This window comes from Pseudomonas sp. GL-RE-29 (assembly GCF_019947275.1).
Classification (GTDB): domain Bacteria; phylum Pseudomonadota; class Gammaproteobacteria; order Pseudomonadales; family Pseudomonadaceae; genus Aquipseudomonas; species Aquipseudomonas fluorescens_A.
In genome coordinates, this window is the sequence record NZ_JAGYGD010000024.1 from 56,814 (window position 1) to 70,277 (window position 13,464).

At 60.4% G+C, this 13,464-nt stretch carries 14 protein-coding genes; 5 read left to right on the forward strand and 9 right to left on the reverse strand.

The window, feature by feature from the left end; translation table 11 throughout:
* Window positions 1-8 precede the first annotated feature (8 nt).
* From miaA to KGB21_RS19660, 5 genes are read right to left on the reverse strand one after another with little or no spacing between them, the layout of a single operon-like run.
* Window positions 9-980 carry a tRNA (adenosine(37)-N6)-dimethylallyltransferase MiaA gene (gene miaA / locus KGB21_RS19640; RefSeq protein ID WP_034148742.1) on the reverse strand — a complete coding sequence of 324 codons (972 nt, stop codon included), beginning with the start codon at window positions 978-980 and terminating at the stop codon, window positions 9-11.
* Window positions 980-2,890, reverse strand: coding sequence for a DNA mismatch repair endonuclease MutL (mutL, locus tag KGB21_RS19645; RefSeq protein WP_034148741.1), 1,911 nt, complete (start codon window positions 2,888-2,890; stop codon window positions 980-982). Before mutL ends, miaA begins: the two co-directional genes overlap by 1 nt.
* The gene (locus KGB21_RS19650) at window positions 2,887-4,317 is read right to left on the reverse strand and encodes an N-acetylmuramoyl-L-alanine amidase (RefSeq protein ID WP_411741405.1); all 1,431 of its coding nucleotides are present in this window, start codon (window positions 4,315-4,317) and stop codon (window positions 2,887-2,889) included. The genes mutL and KGB21_RS19650 overlap by 4 nt, the downstream gene beginning before the upstream one ends.
* The gene (gene tsaE / locus KGB21_RS19655; RefSeq protein ID WP_034148739.1) at window positions 4,318-4,788 is read right to left on the reverse strand and encodes a tRNA (adenosine(37)-N6)-threonylcarbamoyltransferase complex ATPase subunit type 1 TsaE; all 471 of its coding nucleotides are present in this window, start codon (window positions 4,786-4,788) and stop codon (window positions 4,318-4,320) included.
* Window positions 4,776-6,275, reverse strand: a complete 1,500-nt coding sequence (locus tag KGB21_RS19660) for an NAD(P)H-hydrate dehydratase (RefSeq protein ID WP_223506415.1) — start codon at window positions 6,273-6,275, stop codon at window positions 4,776-4,778. The genes tsaE and KGB21_RS19660 overlap by 13 nt, the downstream gene beginning before the upstream one ends.
* Before the next feature lie 63 nt (window positions 6,276-6,338).
* Between KGB21_RS19660 and queG the strand changes: the two genes are divergently transcribed.
* Complete coding sequence (gene queG / locus KGB21_RS19665; RefSeq protein ID WP_223506417.1) at window positions 6,339-7,403, forward strand: tRNA epoxyqueuosine(34) reductase QueG; 1,065 nt, start codon at window positions 6,339-6,341, stop codon at window positions 7,401-7,403.
* Between the two features lie 87 nt (window positions 7,404-7,490).
* On the opposite strand, the gene KGB21_RS19670 is transcribed toward queG, so the two are convergent.
* A complete protein-coding gene (locus tag KGB21_RS19670; protein ID WP_034148736.1) occupies window positions 7,491-8,102 on the reverse strand; it encodes a trimeric intracellular cation channel family protein in 612 nt (203 codons plus the stop codon).
* A gap of 219 nt (window positions 8,103-8,321) precedes the next feature.
* Window positions 8,322-8,864 carry an oligoribonuclease gene (orn, locus tag KGB21_RS19675; protein WP_008035288.1) on the reverse strand — a complete coding sequence of 181 codons (543 nt, stop codon included), beginning with the start codon at window positions 8,862-8,864 and terminating at the stop codon, window positions 8,322-8,324.
* A 107-nt stretch (window positions 8,865-8,971) separates the two neighbouring features.
* Here orn and rsgA point away from each other — a divergent pair, with 107 nt between their 5' ends.
* The 4 genes from rsgA to KGB21_RS19695 all read left to right on the forward strand — a co-directional run bounded on the left by rsgA (window position 8,972) and on the right by KGB21_RS19695 (window position 12,074).
* On the forward strand, window positions 8,972-10,003 hold the full coding sequence (gene rsgA / locus KGB21_RS19680; RefSeq protein WP_034148735.1) for a small ribosomal subunit biogenesis GTPase RsgA: 1,032 nt from the start codon (window positions 8,972-8,974) through the stop codon (window positions 10,001-10,003).
* Between the two features lie 210 nt (window positions 10,004-10,213).
* Window positions 10,214-10,621 carry a TIR domain-containing protein gene (locus tag KGB21_RS19685; protein ID WP_034148734.1) on the forward strand — a complete coding sequence of 136 codons (408 nt, stop codon included), beginning with the start codon at window positions 10,214-10,216 and terminating at the stop codon, window positions 10,619-10,621.
* 2 nt (window positions 10,622-10,623) lie between these two features.
* Window positions 10,624-11,583: a caspase domain-containing protein gene (locus KGB21_RS19690; protein WP_034148733.1), complete on the forward strand. Its 960-nt coding sequence runs from the start codon at window positions 10,624-10,626 to the stop codon at window positions 11,581-11,583.
* Window positions 11,583-12,074 (forward strand): toll/interleukin-1 receptor domain-containing protein, encoded by a 492-nt coding sequence (locus KGB21_RS19695; RefSeq protein WP_223506419.1) that lies wholly within the window; start codon window positions 11,583-11,585, stop codon window positions 12,072-12,074. Before KGB21_RS19690 ends, KGB21_RS19695 begins: the two co-directional genes overlap by 1 nt.
* Here the strand turns inward: KGB21_RS19695 and KGB21_RS19700 are convergent.
* Complete coding sequence (locus tag KGB21_RS19700; protein WP_223506421.1) at window positions 12,058-12,315, reverse strand: hypothetical protein; 258 nt, start codon at window positions 12,313-12,315, stop codon at window positions 12,058-12,060. The two genes, KGB21_RS19695 and KGB21_RS19700, sit on opposite strands and share 17 nt — an antisense overlap.
* A gap of 119 nt (window positions 12,316-12,434) precedes the next feature.
* A complete protein-coding gene (gene motB / locus KGB21_RS19705; RefSeq protein WP_223506422.1) occupies window positions 12,435-13,463 on the reverse strand; it encodes a flagellar motor protein MotB in 1,029 nt (342 codons plus the stop codon).
* Window position 13,464 lies beyond the last annotated feature (1 nt).

The window sequence follows — 13,464 nt, forward strand, 5'->3', positions numbered from 1 at the left end:
GCAAGGACTCAGCTCAATATGGAGATGGTCCCCAAGTATTTCAAGGCGCGCGGCAGATTGTCGCAATCCAGGCTGTCCAGCCAGTGTAAATCAGCCCAACTGCGCAACCAGGTGAACTGGCGCTTTGCCAATTGGCGCGTGGCAATGATTCCACGCTCCTGCATCTCGGCTGACGTCAGTTTGCCATCCAGGTAATCCCAGACTTGTCGGTAGCCTACCGCACGTATAGACGGCAACCCGGCATGCAGGTCACTTCGCTTACGCAGGGCTACGACCTCGTCGATGAATCCCTGTTCCAACATTAAAGTGAATCTTTGTTTAATTCGCTCGTGAAGTACCTGACGATTTGCCGGAGCAATGGCCAAGTTCGCGACAGTATAGGGCAATTGTTGACGTCCCGAAGCGGCTGCTTCAGTACTTTGCGCAGATTGTTGCAAGCGTAGCTCAGTCATGCTCTGACCGCTCACGCGATATACTTCCAGTGCTCGACTGAGACGCTGCGGATCGTTCGGGTGAATGCGCGCAGCGGAAACCGGGTCGATGATTGCCAATTGGTCGTGCAAGGCTTGCCAGCCAAGGCGTGCAGCTTCTTCTTCGATCTGCGCGCGGACCTCGGGGTCGGCTGCCGGCATGTCCGCCAGACCTTCGAGCAAAGCCTTGTAGTAGAGCATTGTGCCGCCTACCAACAGCGGAATTTTTCCTCGCGACGTGATCTCGGCCATGGCTTCGAGGGCATCACGGCGAAAATCCGCGGCCGAATAGCTCTCTGCCGGGTCAAGAATATCGATCAAGCGGTGCGGAAACTGCGCCAAAAGTTCTTTGGAAGGCTTGGCGGTGCCAATGTCCATGCCACGGTAAACCAGCGCCGAATCGACACTGATCAGTTCGCAAGGCAGGACTTTGGTGAGTTCGATGGCCAGGTCGGTCTTGCCGGCGGCGGTCGGGCCCATCAGGAAAATCGCAGGTGGGAACTGGTTCATCAACGACCGCGCAAAAACAGTTTGTCCAGATCGTCCAGGCCCAATTGGGTCCAGGTCGGTCGGCCATGGTTGCATTGACCGCTGCGCTCGGTGTTTTCCATGTCGCGCAGCAGACCATTCATTTCCGGCAGGGCCAGGCGCCGATTTGCACGAACCGCGCCGTGGCACGCCATGGTCCCAAGCAGTTCGTTGATGTGCGCCTGAATGCGATCGCTGGTGCCGTACTCCATCAGGTCGGCCAATACATCAGCGACCAACCGGTTGGCTTCCGCCTGCTTGAGCAAAGCCGGAATCTGTCGAATGGCTAGGGTTTCCGGGCCGAGGCGCTGCAATTCAAAGCCCAGGCGCTGGAACCAGGCGACATGCTCTTCAGCACAATCGGCTTCACGCTGACTGACCGCCAGGGATTCCGGCACCAGCAGCGGTTGCCCGCTCAAGCCTTCGCTGGCCATCGCGACTTTCAAGCGTTCGTACATGATCCGCTCGTGAGCGGCGTGCATATCGACCAGCACCAACCCCTGAGCGTTTTCCGAAAGGATGTAGATGCCTTTGAGCTGCGCCAGCGCATAACCCAGCGGCGGGATGTCGTCTTGCCCGGCCGGCAGCGCTACCGCATTGGCCTCGGGCAACGGCGCGAAGAATTCGCGATAGGCCGCTTGCGCTTCAGCTACCGGCACACCGGACTGCGGGCGTGGCGTGTATTGATACTGATAACCGGCGCCAGCGCCTGAACCGGCAGGCGTGTTGAACGAAGGCTGAGCCTGTGGCTGCTCCAGCAACGCATTGGCCGCCAGGCGCATTTCGCCCTGTGGCCCGAATTCACCGGCATCCAGACCGGTCGGCCGAACTATCGCCGTCGCAACCGGCGCCGCCAGATGATCATCCGGCCGCACATCGCCCAAAGCACGGTGCAAAGTGCCGTAGAGGAAATCGTGAACCATGCGCCCTTCACGGAAGCGCACTTCGTGCTTGGTCGGGTGCACGTTGACGTCGACGCCGGTCGGATCGACTTCGAAAAACAGCACGAACGTCGGGTGCCGACCATTGAACAGCACGTCGCGATACGCCTGGCGCACTGCGTGGGCGACCAGTTTGTCGCGCACGGCACGGCCATTGACGAAGAAATACTGCAAATCCGCCTGGCTGCGGTTGAACGTCGGCAAACCGACCCAACCCCACAAATGCAGGCCATTGCGCTCGATTTCGATCGGCAGCGCCTGCTCCAGGAAACCCGGGCCGCAAATCGCCGCCACGCGCCGGGCGCGGGCCGCGTCATCGTGGGCCTCATGCAGGCTGAGGATGGTTTTGCCGTTGTGGCGCAGGTGGAACGCTACGTCGAAGCGTGCCAGGGCCAGACGCCTGATCACTTCTTGCAGGTGATCGAATTCGGTTTTTTCGGTTTTGAGAAACTTGCGCCGTGCCGGGGTATTGAAAAACAGGTCGCGAACTTCCACCGAGGTGCCCACCGGATGGGCTGCCGGTTGCACGCGAGGCGCCATGTCCCGGCCTTCGGTCTCGACCTGCCACGCCTGATCGGCATCACGGGTGCGCGACGTCAGGGTCAGGCGCGCCACGGAGCTGATCGACGCCAGCGCCTCGCCACGAAAACCCAGGCTCATGACCTGTTCGAGGTCTTCCAGGTTGCGGATCTTGCTGGTGGCGTGACGCGCGAGGGCCAGCGGCAGGTCATCGGCAGAGATGCCGCTGCCATCGTCGCGCACCCGCAGCAGCTTGACGCCGCCCTGCTCCACGTCGACATCGATACGCTTGGCGCCGGAGTCGAGGCTGTTTTCCAGCAACTCCTTGATCACCGAAGCCGGGCGTTCAACCACCTCACCGGCGGCAATCTGGTTCGCCAGTCGCGGGCTGAGCAGCTCGATGCGAGCGCCGTTGAGCACGACCTGATTCATTCTTTGGCCGCCAGGTCATTACCCGGGATGGTCAGGTGCTGACCGATCTTCAGCTCATCGCTCGACAGGTTGTTCGCACTGCGCACGGCGGCCGGGGACACCTGATAACGCACGGCGATCATCGCCAGCGTCTCGCCCGGGCTTACCCGGTGATCACGCGGACCTTGAGCGATTTTCCCAGAGTCACGCAGCCAGGCAATGTAAGTGCCCGGCGGCGGGTTTTGCTGGAAGAACTGCCGCACACCGCTGCTGATCGAACGCGCCAGTGCCTGCTGGTGAGTCGATGCCGCGAGTTTCGAGGCTTCGTTGGCGTTGGAGATAAACCCGGTTTCCACCAGGATCGACGGAATGTCCGGCGACTTCAGCACCATGAACCCGGCCTGTTCGACGCGTTGCTTGTGCAGCGGCGTGACCCGGCCAATGTTGCTCAGTACTTTTTGACCGACGTTGAGACTGGACGTCAGGGAAGCCGTCATCGACAGATCAAGCAGCACGCCAGCGAGCATGCGGTCCTTGTCGTCGAGGCTGACGTTGCCGGCGCCACCGATCAAGTCAGAACGGTTTTCACTGTCAGCCAGCCAACGGGCAGTCTCGGAAGTCGCGCCGCGATCAGACAGGGCGAACACCGAAGCACCGAAAGCTGCGGCCGAAGGCGCGGCGTCGGCGTGGATCGAGACGAACAGGTCGGCGCCCTTCTTGCGGGCGATTTCAGTACGACCGCGCAATGGAATGAAGTAGTCGCCGGTGCGGGTCAACTCAGCGCGGAAGCCCTTCATGCCGTTGACCTGGCGTTGCGTTTCGCGGGCAATCTGCAGCACCACGTCTTTTTCACGCTGACCGCGAGAACCGGAAGCACCGGGGTCTTCGCCACCGTGACCGGCGTCGATCACCACAACGATGTCGCGTTTGCCGGCCGGGGCTGGCGGCAACTTGATTGCCGGTTCCGTCGGCGTGACCGGCACGGCAGGCACCGTGGCCACCGAAGGCGTCGGTGCTGGCGGCGGCGCGGCATCGGCCGGGTTATCGAACAGGTCGACCACCAGTCGGTTGCCGTACTGGGCGTTGGGGGCCAGGGAGAAACTTTTCGGAGTAACGGCCTTTTTCAGGTCGATGACCACCCGCAGATCGGTCGGCGTGCGCTGTGCCGAACGCATCGCGGTGATCGGAGTGTTGGAGGTGTTAACGTTCAGCGGTGCGCCAAGGGACGCGCCGTTGATGTCGATCACCAGGCGATCCGGTGCCGACAGGGTAAAAACGCTGTGCTGGACGGGACCGGTCAGGTCAAACACCAGTCGCGTGTTGTCCGGCGCCCGCCACAGGCGAACACTGTTGACCTTCGTCTCGGCCACAGCGTCGACGGTCACCGCCAAAAACAACACCCCTACGGCAGCAACCAACGCGCGAAAGCGCATACCTAACCCCATCATTTATTTGGATTCCAATGCCAAAGCGGCACACCACGACTCGCCACGCGAGCCCTGGGACAAAATTTTCAGCGAACGCCCGCTGTCTTGCGGGCTAATGGTAATGGTCAGGTCAGGCTTTGGCAAAAAGCCTGCACCCTTGTCGGGCCATTCGATCAGGCACAACGCGTCATCTTCGAAGTAGTCGCGAATGCCGAGGAACTCCAACTCTTCCGGATCGACCAGACGGTACAGGTCGAAATGGAAGGCGCGAATGTCGCCAATCTCGTAGGGTTCGACCAATGTGAACGTCGGACTTTTTACCGCCCCGACATGCCCAAGCCCGCGAATAATCCCCCGCGACAGCGTGGTTTTCCCCGCGCCCAAATCCCCTTCAAGAAAAATCAGACCGTGCCCTTGTGTCGTTTGGGCGATGCGCGTACCAAACGCGGTCATCGCCGCTTCATCAGCCAGGTACAGGGTTACTTCAGACACGGTGCTTGCTCCTCCAACAACTGACGAATGGCCGGGATCAGATCACTGGCCGCCAGCCCACGGCCAAATTTACCTTGTTGCTCGCCGGCATTGGCGTGCAACCAGACCGCCAGACACGCGGCATCAAACGCTTTCATGCCCTGAGCAAGCAACGCGCCCACCAGACCGGCCAGCACATCGCCCAACCCTGCGGTTGCCATCGCCGGATGACCTTGATGACACACGGCCAACTGACCGTCAGGGCTGGCTATCAAACTGCCGGCGCCTTTGAGCACCACGACCGCTGTATATTTTTTGCTCAAGGCATGAGCCGCCGCAGGGCGATCGGCCTGGATTTGCGCCGTGGTCATGCCCAGCAATCGCGCCGCTTCACCCGGATGCGGTGTGATCACACACTCCTTGGGCAAAGTCACACGTTCCTCGGCCAACATGTTTAGCGCGTCGGCGTCCCAGACTTGCGGCAACGGGGCGTTGGCGGCGGCTGACAAAAGACTGCGCCCCCAACCGGCCTGCCCCAGGCCTGGTCCGACGACCAACACAGAAACTTTTTGCAGCAATTCCATCAGCTGATTGGCCGACGAAGTACCCAATACCATCGCTTCGGGGATTCTCGCCAGCGCGGCTGGCACATGTTCGCTACGCGTCGCGACGGAAACCATGCCGGCACCGCTGCGTAGCGCACTTTGCGCACTGAGCAGGATCGCACCACCCAAACCGCGATCGCCACCGATCAGCAGCACATGGCCGAACTTGCCTTTATGGGAAGCGGGTGGACGCGCGGCCAAGCGCGGCAGATTGCCCACTGTCAGACGACGAGCACTGATTGGCGCGCCTTCAAGCAACTGCGGATCGGTGTGCAAGTCGTTGAATACCAATTCGCCCACTGCATCCGCTGCATCGCCGGTGAAGAGCCCCAGTTTCAAACCAATGAAAGTGACCGTCAGATCGGCGCGCACCGCATCGCCGAGTCGACGACCGGTATCAGCGCACAGCCCCGACGGAATATCCACCGCCGCCACTGGCAAGCCACTGGCATTGATCGCGGCGATGGCGCTGGCAAACGGCTCACGCACTTCACCGGTCAGGCCGGTGCCGAGCAAGGCGTCCAGCACAACGCCGTGCAGTTCCGATTGCACGGTCCAGGGTTCGATGGACACTTTGGCCGATACCGCCTCGGCATGGGCCAACGCCGCATCACCCTGTAGCCGCTGGGGATCGCCCACTGCCAGCACCCGAACCGACCAACCGGCGCGCTGCGCCAGCACCGCCACCAGATAACCGTCGCCAGCGTTGTTACCGTGACCGGCCAGCACGCTCAATACATTGGCCGTCGGCCATTGGCGGACCAGCGCACGCCAGGTCGCCCGCGCCGCGCGCTGCATCAATTCGAAGCCCGGTGTGCCGGCCGCGATCAGGCTCGCATCGAGTCCTCGGACCTGCTCGGCGCTATACAGCGCGTCGGGTAAATCATCTTTAGTGTGCGGCATGCGTCTTCGGGCTCCGATGTCTGGCAGAATTATACGCACCTCAGCTCCGGTTTCTCTCGCCTCATGCCCGCAATTACCACAGACCTGCCCGCCCTCGCCCAATCCATCAAGGACTGGGGCCGCGAGCTGGGCTTCCAGCAAGTCGGCATCAGCGGTCTCGACCTGGGCGAGCATGAGCAGCATTTGGAGCGCTGGCTCGAAGCTGGCTACCACGGCGAAATGGACTACATGGGCGCCCATGGCAGCAAACGCTCGCATCCGGAAGAGCTGGTGCCGGGCACGTTGCGCGTAGTTTCCTTGCGTATGGATTACCTGGCGGGCGACACGCAAATGGCGCACATGCTCGCCCAACCGGAAAAAGCCTACGTCTCGCGTTATGCCTTGGGCCGCGATTACCACAAATTGATCCGTAAACGCGTGCAGCATCTGGCGGAAAAAATTCAGGCGGTGATCGGTCCGTTTGGTTATCGCGCGTTCGTCGACAGCGCTCCAGTCCTGGAAAAAGCCATCGCGGAAAAGGCCGGCCTGGGGTGGATCGGCAAAAATACACTGGTCTTGAATCGCAAGGCCGGCAGTTACTTCTTCCTCGCCGAACTGTTCGTCGATTTGCCGCTGCCGGTGGACCCGCCCCACGCCACCGAACACTGCGGCCGTTGCAGCGCCTGCCTCGACATCTGTCCGACCAACGCCTTTGTCGGCCCGTACGTGCTGGACGCCCGACGCTGCATTTCCTACCTGACCATCGAGCTCAAAGGCGCCATCCCCGAAGACCTGCGACCACTGATCGGCAACCGGGTGTTCGGTTGCGATGATTGCCAGATCGTCTGCCCGTGGAACCGCTTCGCCCGTCCGTCCGGCGAAAGCGACTTCAAGCCGCGACACAACCTGGACAACGCCGAACTTGCCGAGCTGTTCATGTGGGATGAGGAAAAATTCCTGAGCAGCACCGAAGGCTCGCCCCTGCGCCGCACCGGTTACGAAAACTGGTTGCGCAATCTGGCGGTGGGGTTGGGCAATGCGCCTTCTACGATTCCGGTGGTGGAAGCCCTCAAGGCGCGGCGTGAACATCCGTCCGAACTGGTCCGCGAACACGTCGAGTGGGCCCTGAAACAACACGGACTCCTGTAGGAGCTGCCGAAGGCTGCGATCTTTTGATTTTGATTTTTTAAGATCAAAAGATCGCAGCCCTCGGCAGCTCCTACAGGGATGGCGGTGTCAGGCTTCGTCGTTGTAGACGAATTTGGGCATTTCCCAGTGGAAACGAATGGCGAGCAAGCGCAACAGAAATCCGCCAAATAACGTGATCAGAATCGCCTGCTCTCCCGGCAAATTCAGGTACAGACAGAGCATGTAACACCACGCCGCGGCGAACGAAACGCTGGCGTAGAGCTCACGGCGGAAGATCAGCGGAATGTCGTTGCAGAAGATGTCCCGCAGGATCCCGCCAAACACCCCGGTGATCACCCCGCTGACCGAGGCGACCAACATGCCATGGCCCATTTCCAGGGCAGTCATGCAGCCAATCAGGGTGAAGGCCACCAGACCGACGGCATCGAGCACCAGAAACAGCGAACGCAAATGACGCATCCAGCGTGCGGTGAACACCGTAACCATCGCCGCGATGGAGGTCAGCACCAGGTATTCCGGGTGTTTTACCCACGTCAGCGGGTAGTGGCCGAGCAACACGTCGCGCACCGAACCACCACCCAGCGCCGTCACGCAAGCGATCAGCACCACGCCGAACCAGTCCATGCCGCGACGGCCCGCAGAGAGCGCGCCGGTCATGGCTTCGGCGGTGATGGCGATCAGGTAGAGCATCAGCAACATGGTAGCGATCCTTGCAAAAAGGCGCGCAGTCTACTCACTTCCCCAAGGCACCAAAAGAGGGCCTAAGAAGGTAATGTGGCGAGGGAGCTTGCTCCCGCGGGAGTGCGAAGCGCTCCCTTGCATTCTTCCAGTCAGACCGCATTTGCAGTCCTTACGACTGCTGCGCAGCCGAGCGGGAGCAAGCTCCCTCGCCACAAAAGCCCCGCGCCAGCCACCGAATCAGAACTTGATGAAGTGCTTGCGGTAGTGCTGCAACTCGGCGATGGACTCGCGGATGTCGTCCAGGGCCAGATGAGTGCTGCCCTTCTTGAAGCTGTCGCGCACGTCCGGCGCCCAGCGCGCGGCCAGCTCTTTGAGCGTGGACACGTCGAGGTTGCGGTAGTGGAAGAAGCTTTCCAGGGATTTCATGTGGGTATAAAGGAAGCGACGGTCCTGGCAGATGCTGTTGCCGCAGATCGGCGACTTGCCCTTTGGCACCCATTTCTCCAGGAAGGCGATGGTTTCAGCTTCGGCTTCGGCCATGCTGATGCGGCTGTCGCGTACGCGTTGCGTCAGGCCCGAGCCACCGTGTTGACGGGTATTCCACTCATCCATGCCGGCGAGAATTTCATCGCTGTGGTGAATAGCGATCACTGGGCCTTCGGCCAAAGTGTTCAAATCACTGTCGGTAACGATAGTGGCCATCTCGATGATGACGTCGGTATCAGGGTTCAGACCGGTCATTTCCAGGTCGATCCAGATCAGATTCTGCGGGTTTTGCATGTGTAGGCTCCCAGGTAATGCTGCGCAGTTTAGCCTAGGCCGGTGGCCGGGCGTGCTAAACTCGCGGCCGTTTTACCTAATCGCTGCATTCTTGATACGGAACACCCATGGCCAAACGCCAACTCAATCGTCGTCAAAACTGGCGCATCGAAAAGATTCAGGGCGAACGCGCTGCCCGCGCCGCCAAACGCGAGTCCTCGGCTGTCGAGGCACTTGAGGGCGGCGACCTGGGCCCGGAACAGACGGGCCTGGTGATCGCGCACTTCGGTGTGCAGGTCGAAGTCGAGGCCCGCGACGGCGCATTGGCCGGCCAGGTGTTCCGTTGTCACCTGCGCGCCAACCTGCCGGCGCTGGTGACCGGCGACCAGGTTGTCTGGCGTGCCGGCAACCAGGGCATCGGCGTGATCGTGGCGCAACTGCCGCGCAACACCGAACTCTGCCGTCCAGACAGCCGTGGCCAGCTAAAGCCGGTGGCGGCCAACGTCGACATGATCGTGATCGTCTTCGCCCCGCTGCCCGAGCCTCACGCCAACCTGATCGACCGCTACCTGGTAGCCGCCGAACACGCCGGCATCAAGCCGCTGCTGTTGCTGAACAAATTCGACCTGATCGACGAAAACAACGCACCCGCGCTGAATGCCTTGCTCGCGGTTTACCGCACGCTGGGCTATCCGGTACTGGAAGTGTCGGCCCATCACGGCAACGGCATGGAACAGTTGCAGAAGCAATTGGACGGGCGCATCAGCGTGTTCGTCGGCCAGTCCGGCGTCGGCAAGTCGTCGCTGGTCAACAGCCTGCTACCGGAAGTCGAAACCCGCGTCGGCCCGTTGTCCGAGCTGTCCGGCCAGGGCACTCACACCACCACCACCGCGCGACTGTTCCACTTCCCCGGCGGCGGCGAGCTGATCGACTCCCCGGGTATCCGTGAGTTCGGTCTGGGCCATGTCAGCCGTGCCGACGTCGAGGCCGGTTTCATCGAGTTCAACGACCTGCTCGGCACCTGCCGCTTCCGCGACTGCAAGCACGACCGCGAACCCGGTTGCGCCCTGCTCAAGGCCCTCGAAGATGGCCGCGTTCAGCAACAGCGCATGAACAGCTACCGCTCGATCATCGCCAGCCTGCCAGAAAACGGCTATTAAACAGACGTGCCGACCGCCCCGCTGCAACGGGGCGGCCGGGCGTCTGTTTCGTCTTACAAAAATCCCCCGCTTTAAACGTCAGACGTCTGCGTAGGACGTTTGCCCGAACATTTGCAGGGCATTTCTGATTCGCCGCGCAAGCCTTGTTAGCGCTCGCCAATTGCATACATTCGAGCCCTCTTCGCGTTCAAGCGACATCGAGGGACACCCATGCAAACCTATCATCTGTTCATCAGCCATTCGTGGAACTACTCCGACGCCCACGACAAACTGGTGAAACTGCTCACCGCGCATCCGACCTTCACCTTCAAGAATTTCTCGGTGCCACCGCATAACCCAATTGTCGGCGCGCAAACCGACAAACAACTCATCGAAGCCATCGAAAACAAGATCCGCCCCTGCTCTGCCGTGCTGATCATGGCCGGGATGTATTCGACCTACAGCAAGTGGATCAACAAGGAAATCGAGATCGCCAAGCGCATGGGCAAGGTGATCATCGCGATCAAACCGTTCGGCGCCGAGCGCATTTCCACGGTGGTGCGTGATGCGGCACATGCCGAATGTGCGTGGAACACCAACAGCATCGTCAGCAGTATTCGTCAGCACACGGCGGTGTAACCATGCGCAAGGGACTGTTTATCGGCATCAATAACTACGCCCATATTTCCCAGCTAAGTGGCTGCAACAATGACGCCATGGCCATGGCCTCGGTGCTCAAGACTGACGCCAACGGCGATCCGAACTTCAAGAACATCGTGCTGACCTCCGCCGAGGATTACCTGAGCCGGGAAAAACTCGAAGACCAGATCCGCGAGCTGTTTTCCGGGGACTGCAATGTGGCGCTGCTGTACTTCGCCGGTCACGGCAGCTTCGACACCGACACCGACGAAGGCATGTTGATCCCGCAGGACTACAAGAGCGCCAAGGATGGGATTCGCCTCAGCGACATCCTGAACTGGGCGAGCAAAGCCACGAAGATCAAAAACAAAGTGATCATTCTCGATTGCTGCCAGGGCGGATCAGCGGGGGAAATACGCGCATTGCGCAGCGAAAGCAGCGTGATTGGCGAGGGCATGACCATTCTCACGGCGTGCAAAAAACAAGAGCCGGCAATGGAAGGCGCCGGGCACGGCGTCTTCACAGGTTTGCTGCTTCAGGCGCTGCACGGCGGTGCCGCGAACATCCTCGGCAAAATCACCCCGGGCAGCCTCTATTCATTTGTCGACAACGCCCTCGACGCCTGGGAACAGCGGCCAGTGTTCAAGACCAACGTTTCGCAGTTCATTTCCTTGCGCGAAGTCTCGCCACTGATCCCCAAGGAAATCCTGCGCAAACTGCCTGACTGGTTCGCCGAAGCGGAATCGGTGTACCCCCTCGCCCCCAGCTTTGAGCCCACCGAGCCTGAATTCAATCCAGAGCACGGCGAAGTCTTCGCCCAACTACAAAAGTGCAACCGCCACAGCCTGATCGAGCCGGTGGATGCCGAGCACATGTATTACGCCGCCATTCATTCCACTGGATGCCGCCTCACCGCCCTCGGCGCCTATTACCGTGAACTCGCGATCAAGGGACATTTCTGATGCCAGTGTTTATCAGCTACCGCCACATGGATCGCGCCCATGCGATCAACATCAACACGCGCCTGATGCAGGCGAACATCAAGACCTACCTCGACGTGCTGGACCCAGAATCCCAGACCACCGATGACATCACAGGCGTCATCACCCGCAACATCACCGAGTGCACGCACCTTCTGGCGGTAGTTTCGGAAAAGACCGCATCGTCCTGGTGGGTGCCGTTTGAAATCGGCGAAGCGACGATCAGCAATCGACGCATCTGCTCGTTCAAGACCGGTCCGACAGAGCTGCCGCTGTTCCTGGACAAATGGCCGAAGCTCACCAGCGACAAGGACATCGAGTTCTTCATTGATGCTTATCGCAACGAGGTGACGCTCAAGCGTTCAATCGCGCTGGAATGGGTGACCGGAAGCGAATCCGCGCGCACGTTCAACAAGACCAATGCTGATCGATTCCACAGTGACTTGAAGTCCAGGATCAATCGTGGTTTCTGAGGTCAATGCGCATCGATTTATTCCGGTCACGCCGATGGTCCGCGTAATCGTTCATCGCCAGCAAGCCGGCTCCTACTGGACTTCGAGAACGGAGCTTTTTCTTTGGGGAAAAGGACTTCACTGCCCCCCGGAAAAATGCAAACAACGCAAAACTTGTAGGAGCCGGCTTGCTGGCGATGGTCTCAAGTACGCCGAGTGGGTCCAGACAGCCCGCGTCATCGTTAACGACGATCGCCAGCAAGCCGGCTCCTACAGGAGGGGAAACGCGGTACTCCTGTAGGAGCTGCCGAAGGCTGCGATCTTTTGATCTTGATGCACCACAACAAAAAGCCGACATCTCTGTCGGCTTTTTGTTGTCGATCACTGCTTCGGTGGTTCACCCGGTTTCGGCGCCGGATCATCGAACAGGTTCAGACGCTCACGAAGTTTATGTGCCGGCAACGGTTCCTTGTCCGCCGGCAACGCATTCGGATCAGCTGGCGTCGCTGATTCAGTTGCCGGAGCAGCCGAACCTTGCGGCGCATCAGGTGCCGGTTCCGCCCCCTGCGAACCTTCGATAGCACGCTGGGCTTTCTTGGTCAGCACGATGATGTCGATACGACGGTTCACCGGATTGAACGGATGTTCGCGGTCGAACAGCGCCGACGAGGCGTAACCCACCACCCGCGCCACTTGCTGGTCCGGATAGCTGCCCGCCACCAGCGCACGGCGAGCGGCGTTGGCACGGTTGGCCGAGAGTTCCCAGTTACCGAAATCGCCGGTGCCGATGTACGGCTTGGCATCGGTGTGGCCGCTGATGCTGATCTTGTTCGGCACCGCTTTGATCGTGTCGGCCATGGCCAACAGGATGTCTTCGAAGTACGGCTTCAGACGCGCCGAGCCCGAGTCAAACATCGGCCGGTTTTCCGCGTCCACGATCTGGATGCGCAAGCCGTCCGGCGTGATCTCGAACAGGATCTGGTCTTTGAATTTCTGTAGCTGCGGATTTTCTTCGACCTTGTTCTGCAATTCTTGCAGCAACAGTTCGAGGCGCTCCTTCTCGACCATCTCGGCCATGCCTTCGACCTGTTCGGCGTCGACGGTCACCTTGTCCGGCTGCGGCTGGGATTTCACCTCGGGGTTGAGGGTGTTTTCCGGCGCCAGGGTCGGTGTGCCGCCCAAGTCAATAATGTACGGCGTGCCGCTTTCGGAGAAGCCGATCGGGTCCTTGAAGTAACCGGCGATGGCGATCTTCTGTTCCGGCGTGGCCGTGGACAACAGCCACAACACCAGGAAGAACGCCATCATCGCCGTGGCGAAGTCGGCGAAGGCGATTTTCCAGGCGCCCCCGTGATGCCCGCCGGCGATGCGCTTGACGCGCTTGATGATTATCGGCTGGTTATTTTCCATT

What these genes read in the sequence shown, in the direction of transcription:
- KGB21_RS19660 (WP_223506415.1), bottom strand. Translation starts at nt 6,275, where the DNA reads ATGCCGCACACTAAAGATGATTTACCCGACGCGCTGTATAGCGCCGAG.
- KGB21_RS19690 (WP_034148733.1), top strand. Translation starts at nt 10,624, where the DNA reads ATGCGCAAGGGACTGTTTATCGGCATCAATAACTACGCCCATATTTCC.
- orn (WP_008035288.1), bottom strand. Translation starts at nt 8,864, where the DNA reads ATGCAAAACCCGCAGAATCTGATCTGGATCGACCTGGAAATGACCGGT.
- rsgA (WP_034148735.1), top strand. Translation starts at nt 8,972, where the DNA reads ATGGCCAAACGCCAACTCAATCGTCGTCAAAACTGGCGCATCGAAAAG.
- KGB21_RS19650 (WP_411741405.1), bottom strand. Translation starts at nt 4,317, where the DNA reads ATGATGGGGTTAGGTATGCGCTTTCGCGCGTTGGTTGCTGCCGTAGGG.
- KGB21_RS19695 (WP_223506419.1), top strand. Translation starts at nt 11,583, where the DNA reads ATGCCAGTGTTTATCAGCTACCGCCACATGGATCGCGCCCATGCGATC.
- mutL (WP_034148741.1), bottom strand. Translation starts at nt 2,890, where the DNA reads ATGAATCAGGTCGTGCTCAACGGCGCTCGCATCGAGCTGCTCAGCCCG.
- queG (WP_223506417.1), top strand. Translation starts at nt 6,339, where the DNA reads ATGCCCGCAATTACCACAGACCTGCCCGCCCTCGCCCAATCCATCAAG.
- miaA (WP_034148742.1), bottom strand. Translation starts at nt 980, where the DNA reads ATGAACCAGTTCCCACCTGCGATTTTCCTGATGGGCCCGACCGCCGCC.
- motB (WP_223506422.1), bottom strand. Translation starts at nt 13,463, where the DNA reads ATGGAAAATAACCAGCCGATAATCATCAAGCGCGTCAAGCGCATCGCC.
- KGB21_RS19685 (WP_034148734.1), top strand. Translation starts at nt 10,214, where the DNA reads ATGCAAACCTATCATCTGTTCATCAGCCATTCGTGGAACTACTCCGAC.
- KGB21_RS19670 (WP_034148736.1), bottom strand. Translation starts at nt 8,102, where the DNA reads ATGTTGCTGATGCTCTACCTGATCGCCATCACCGCCGAAGCCATGACC.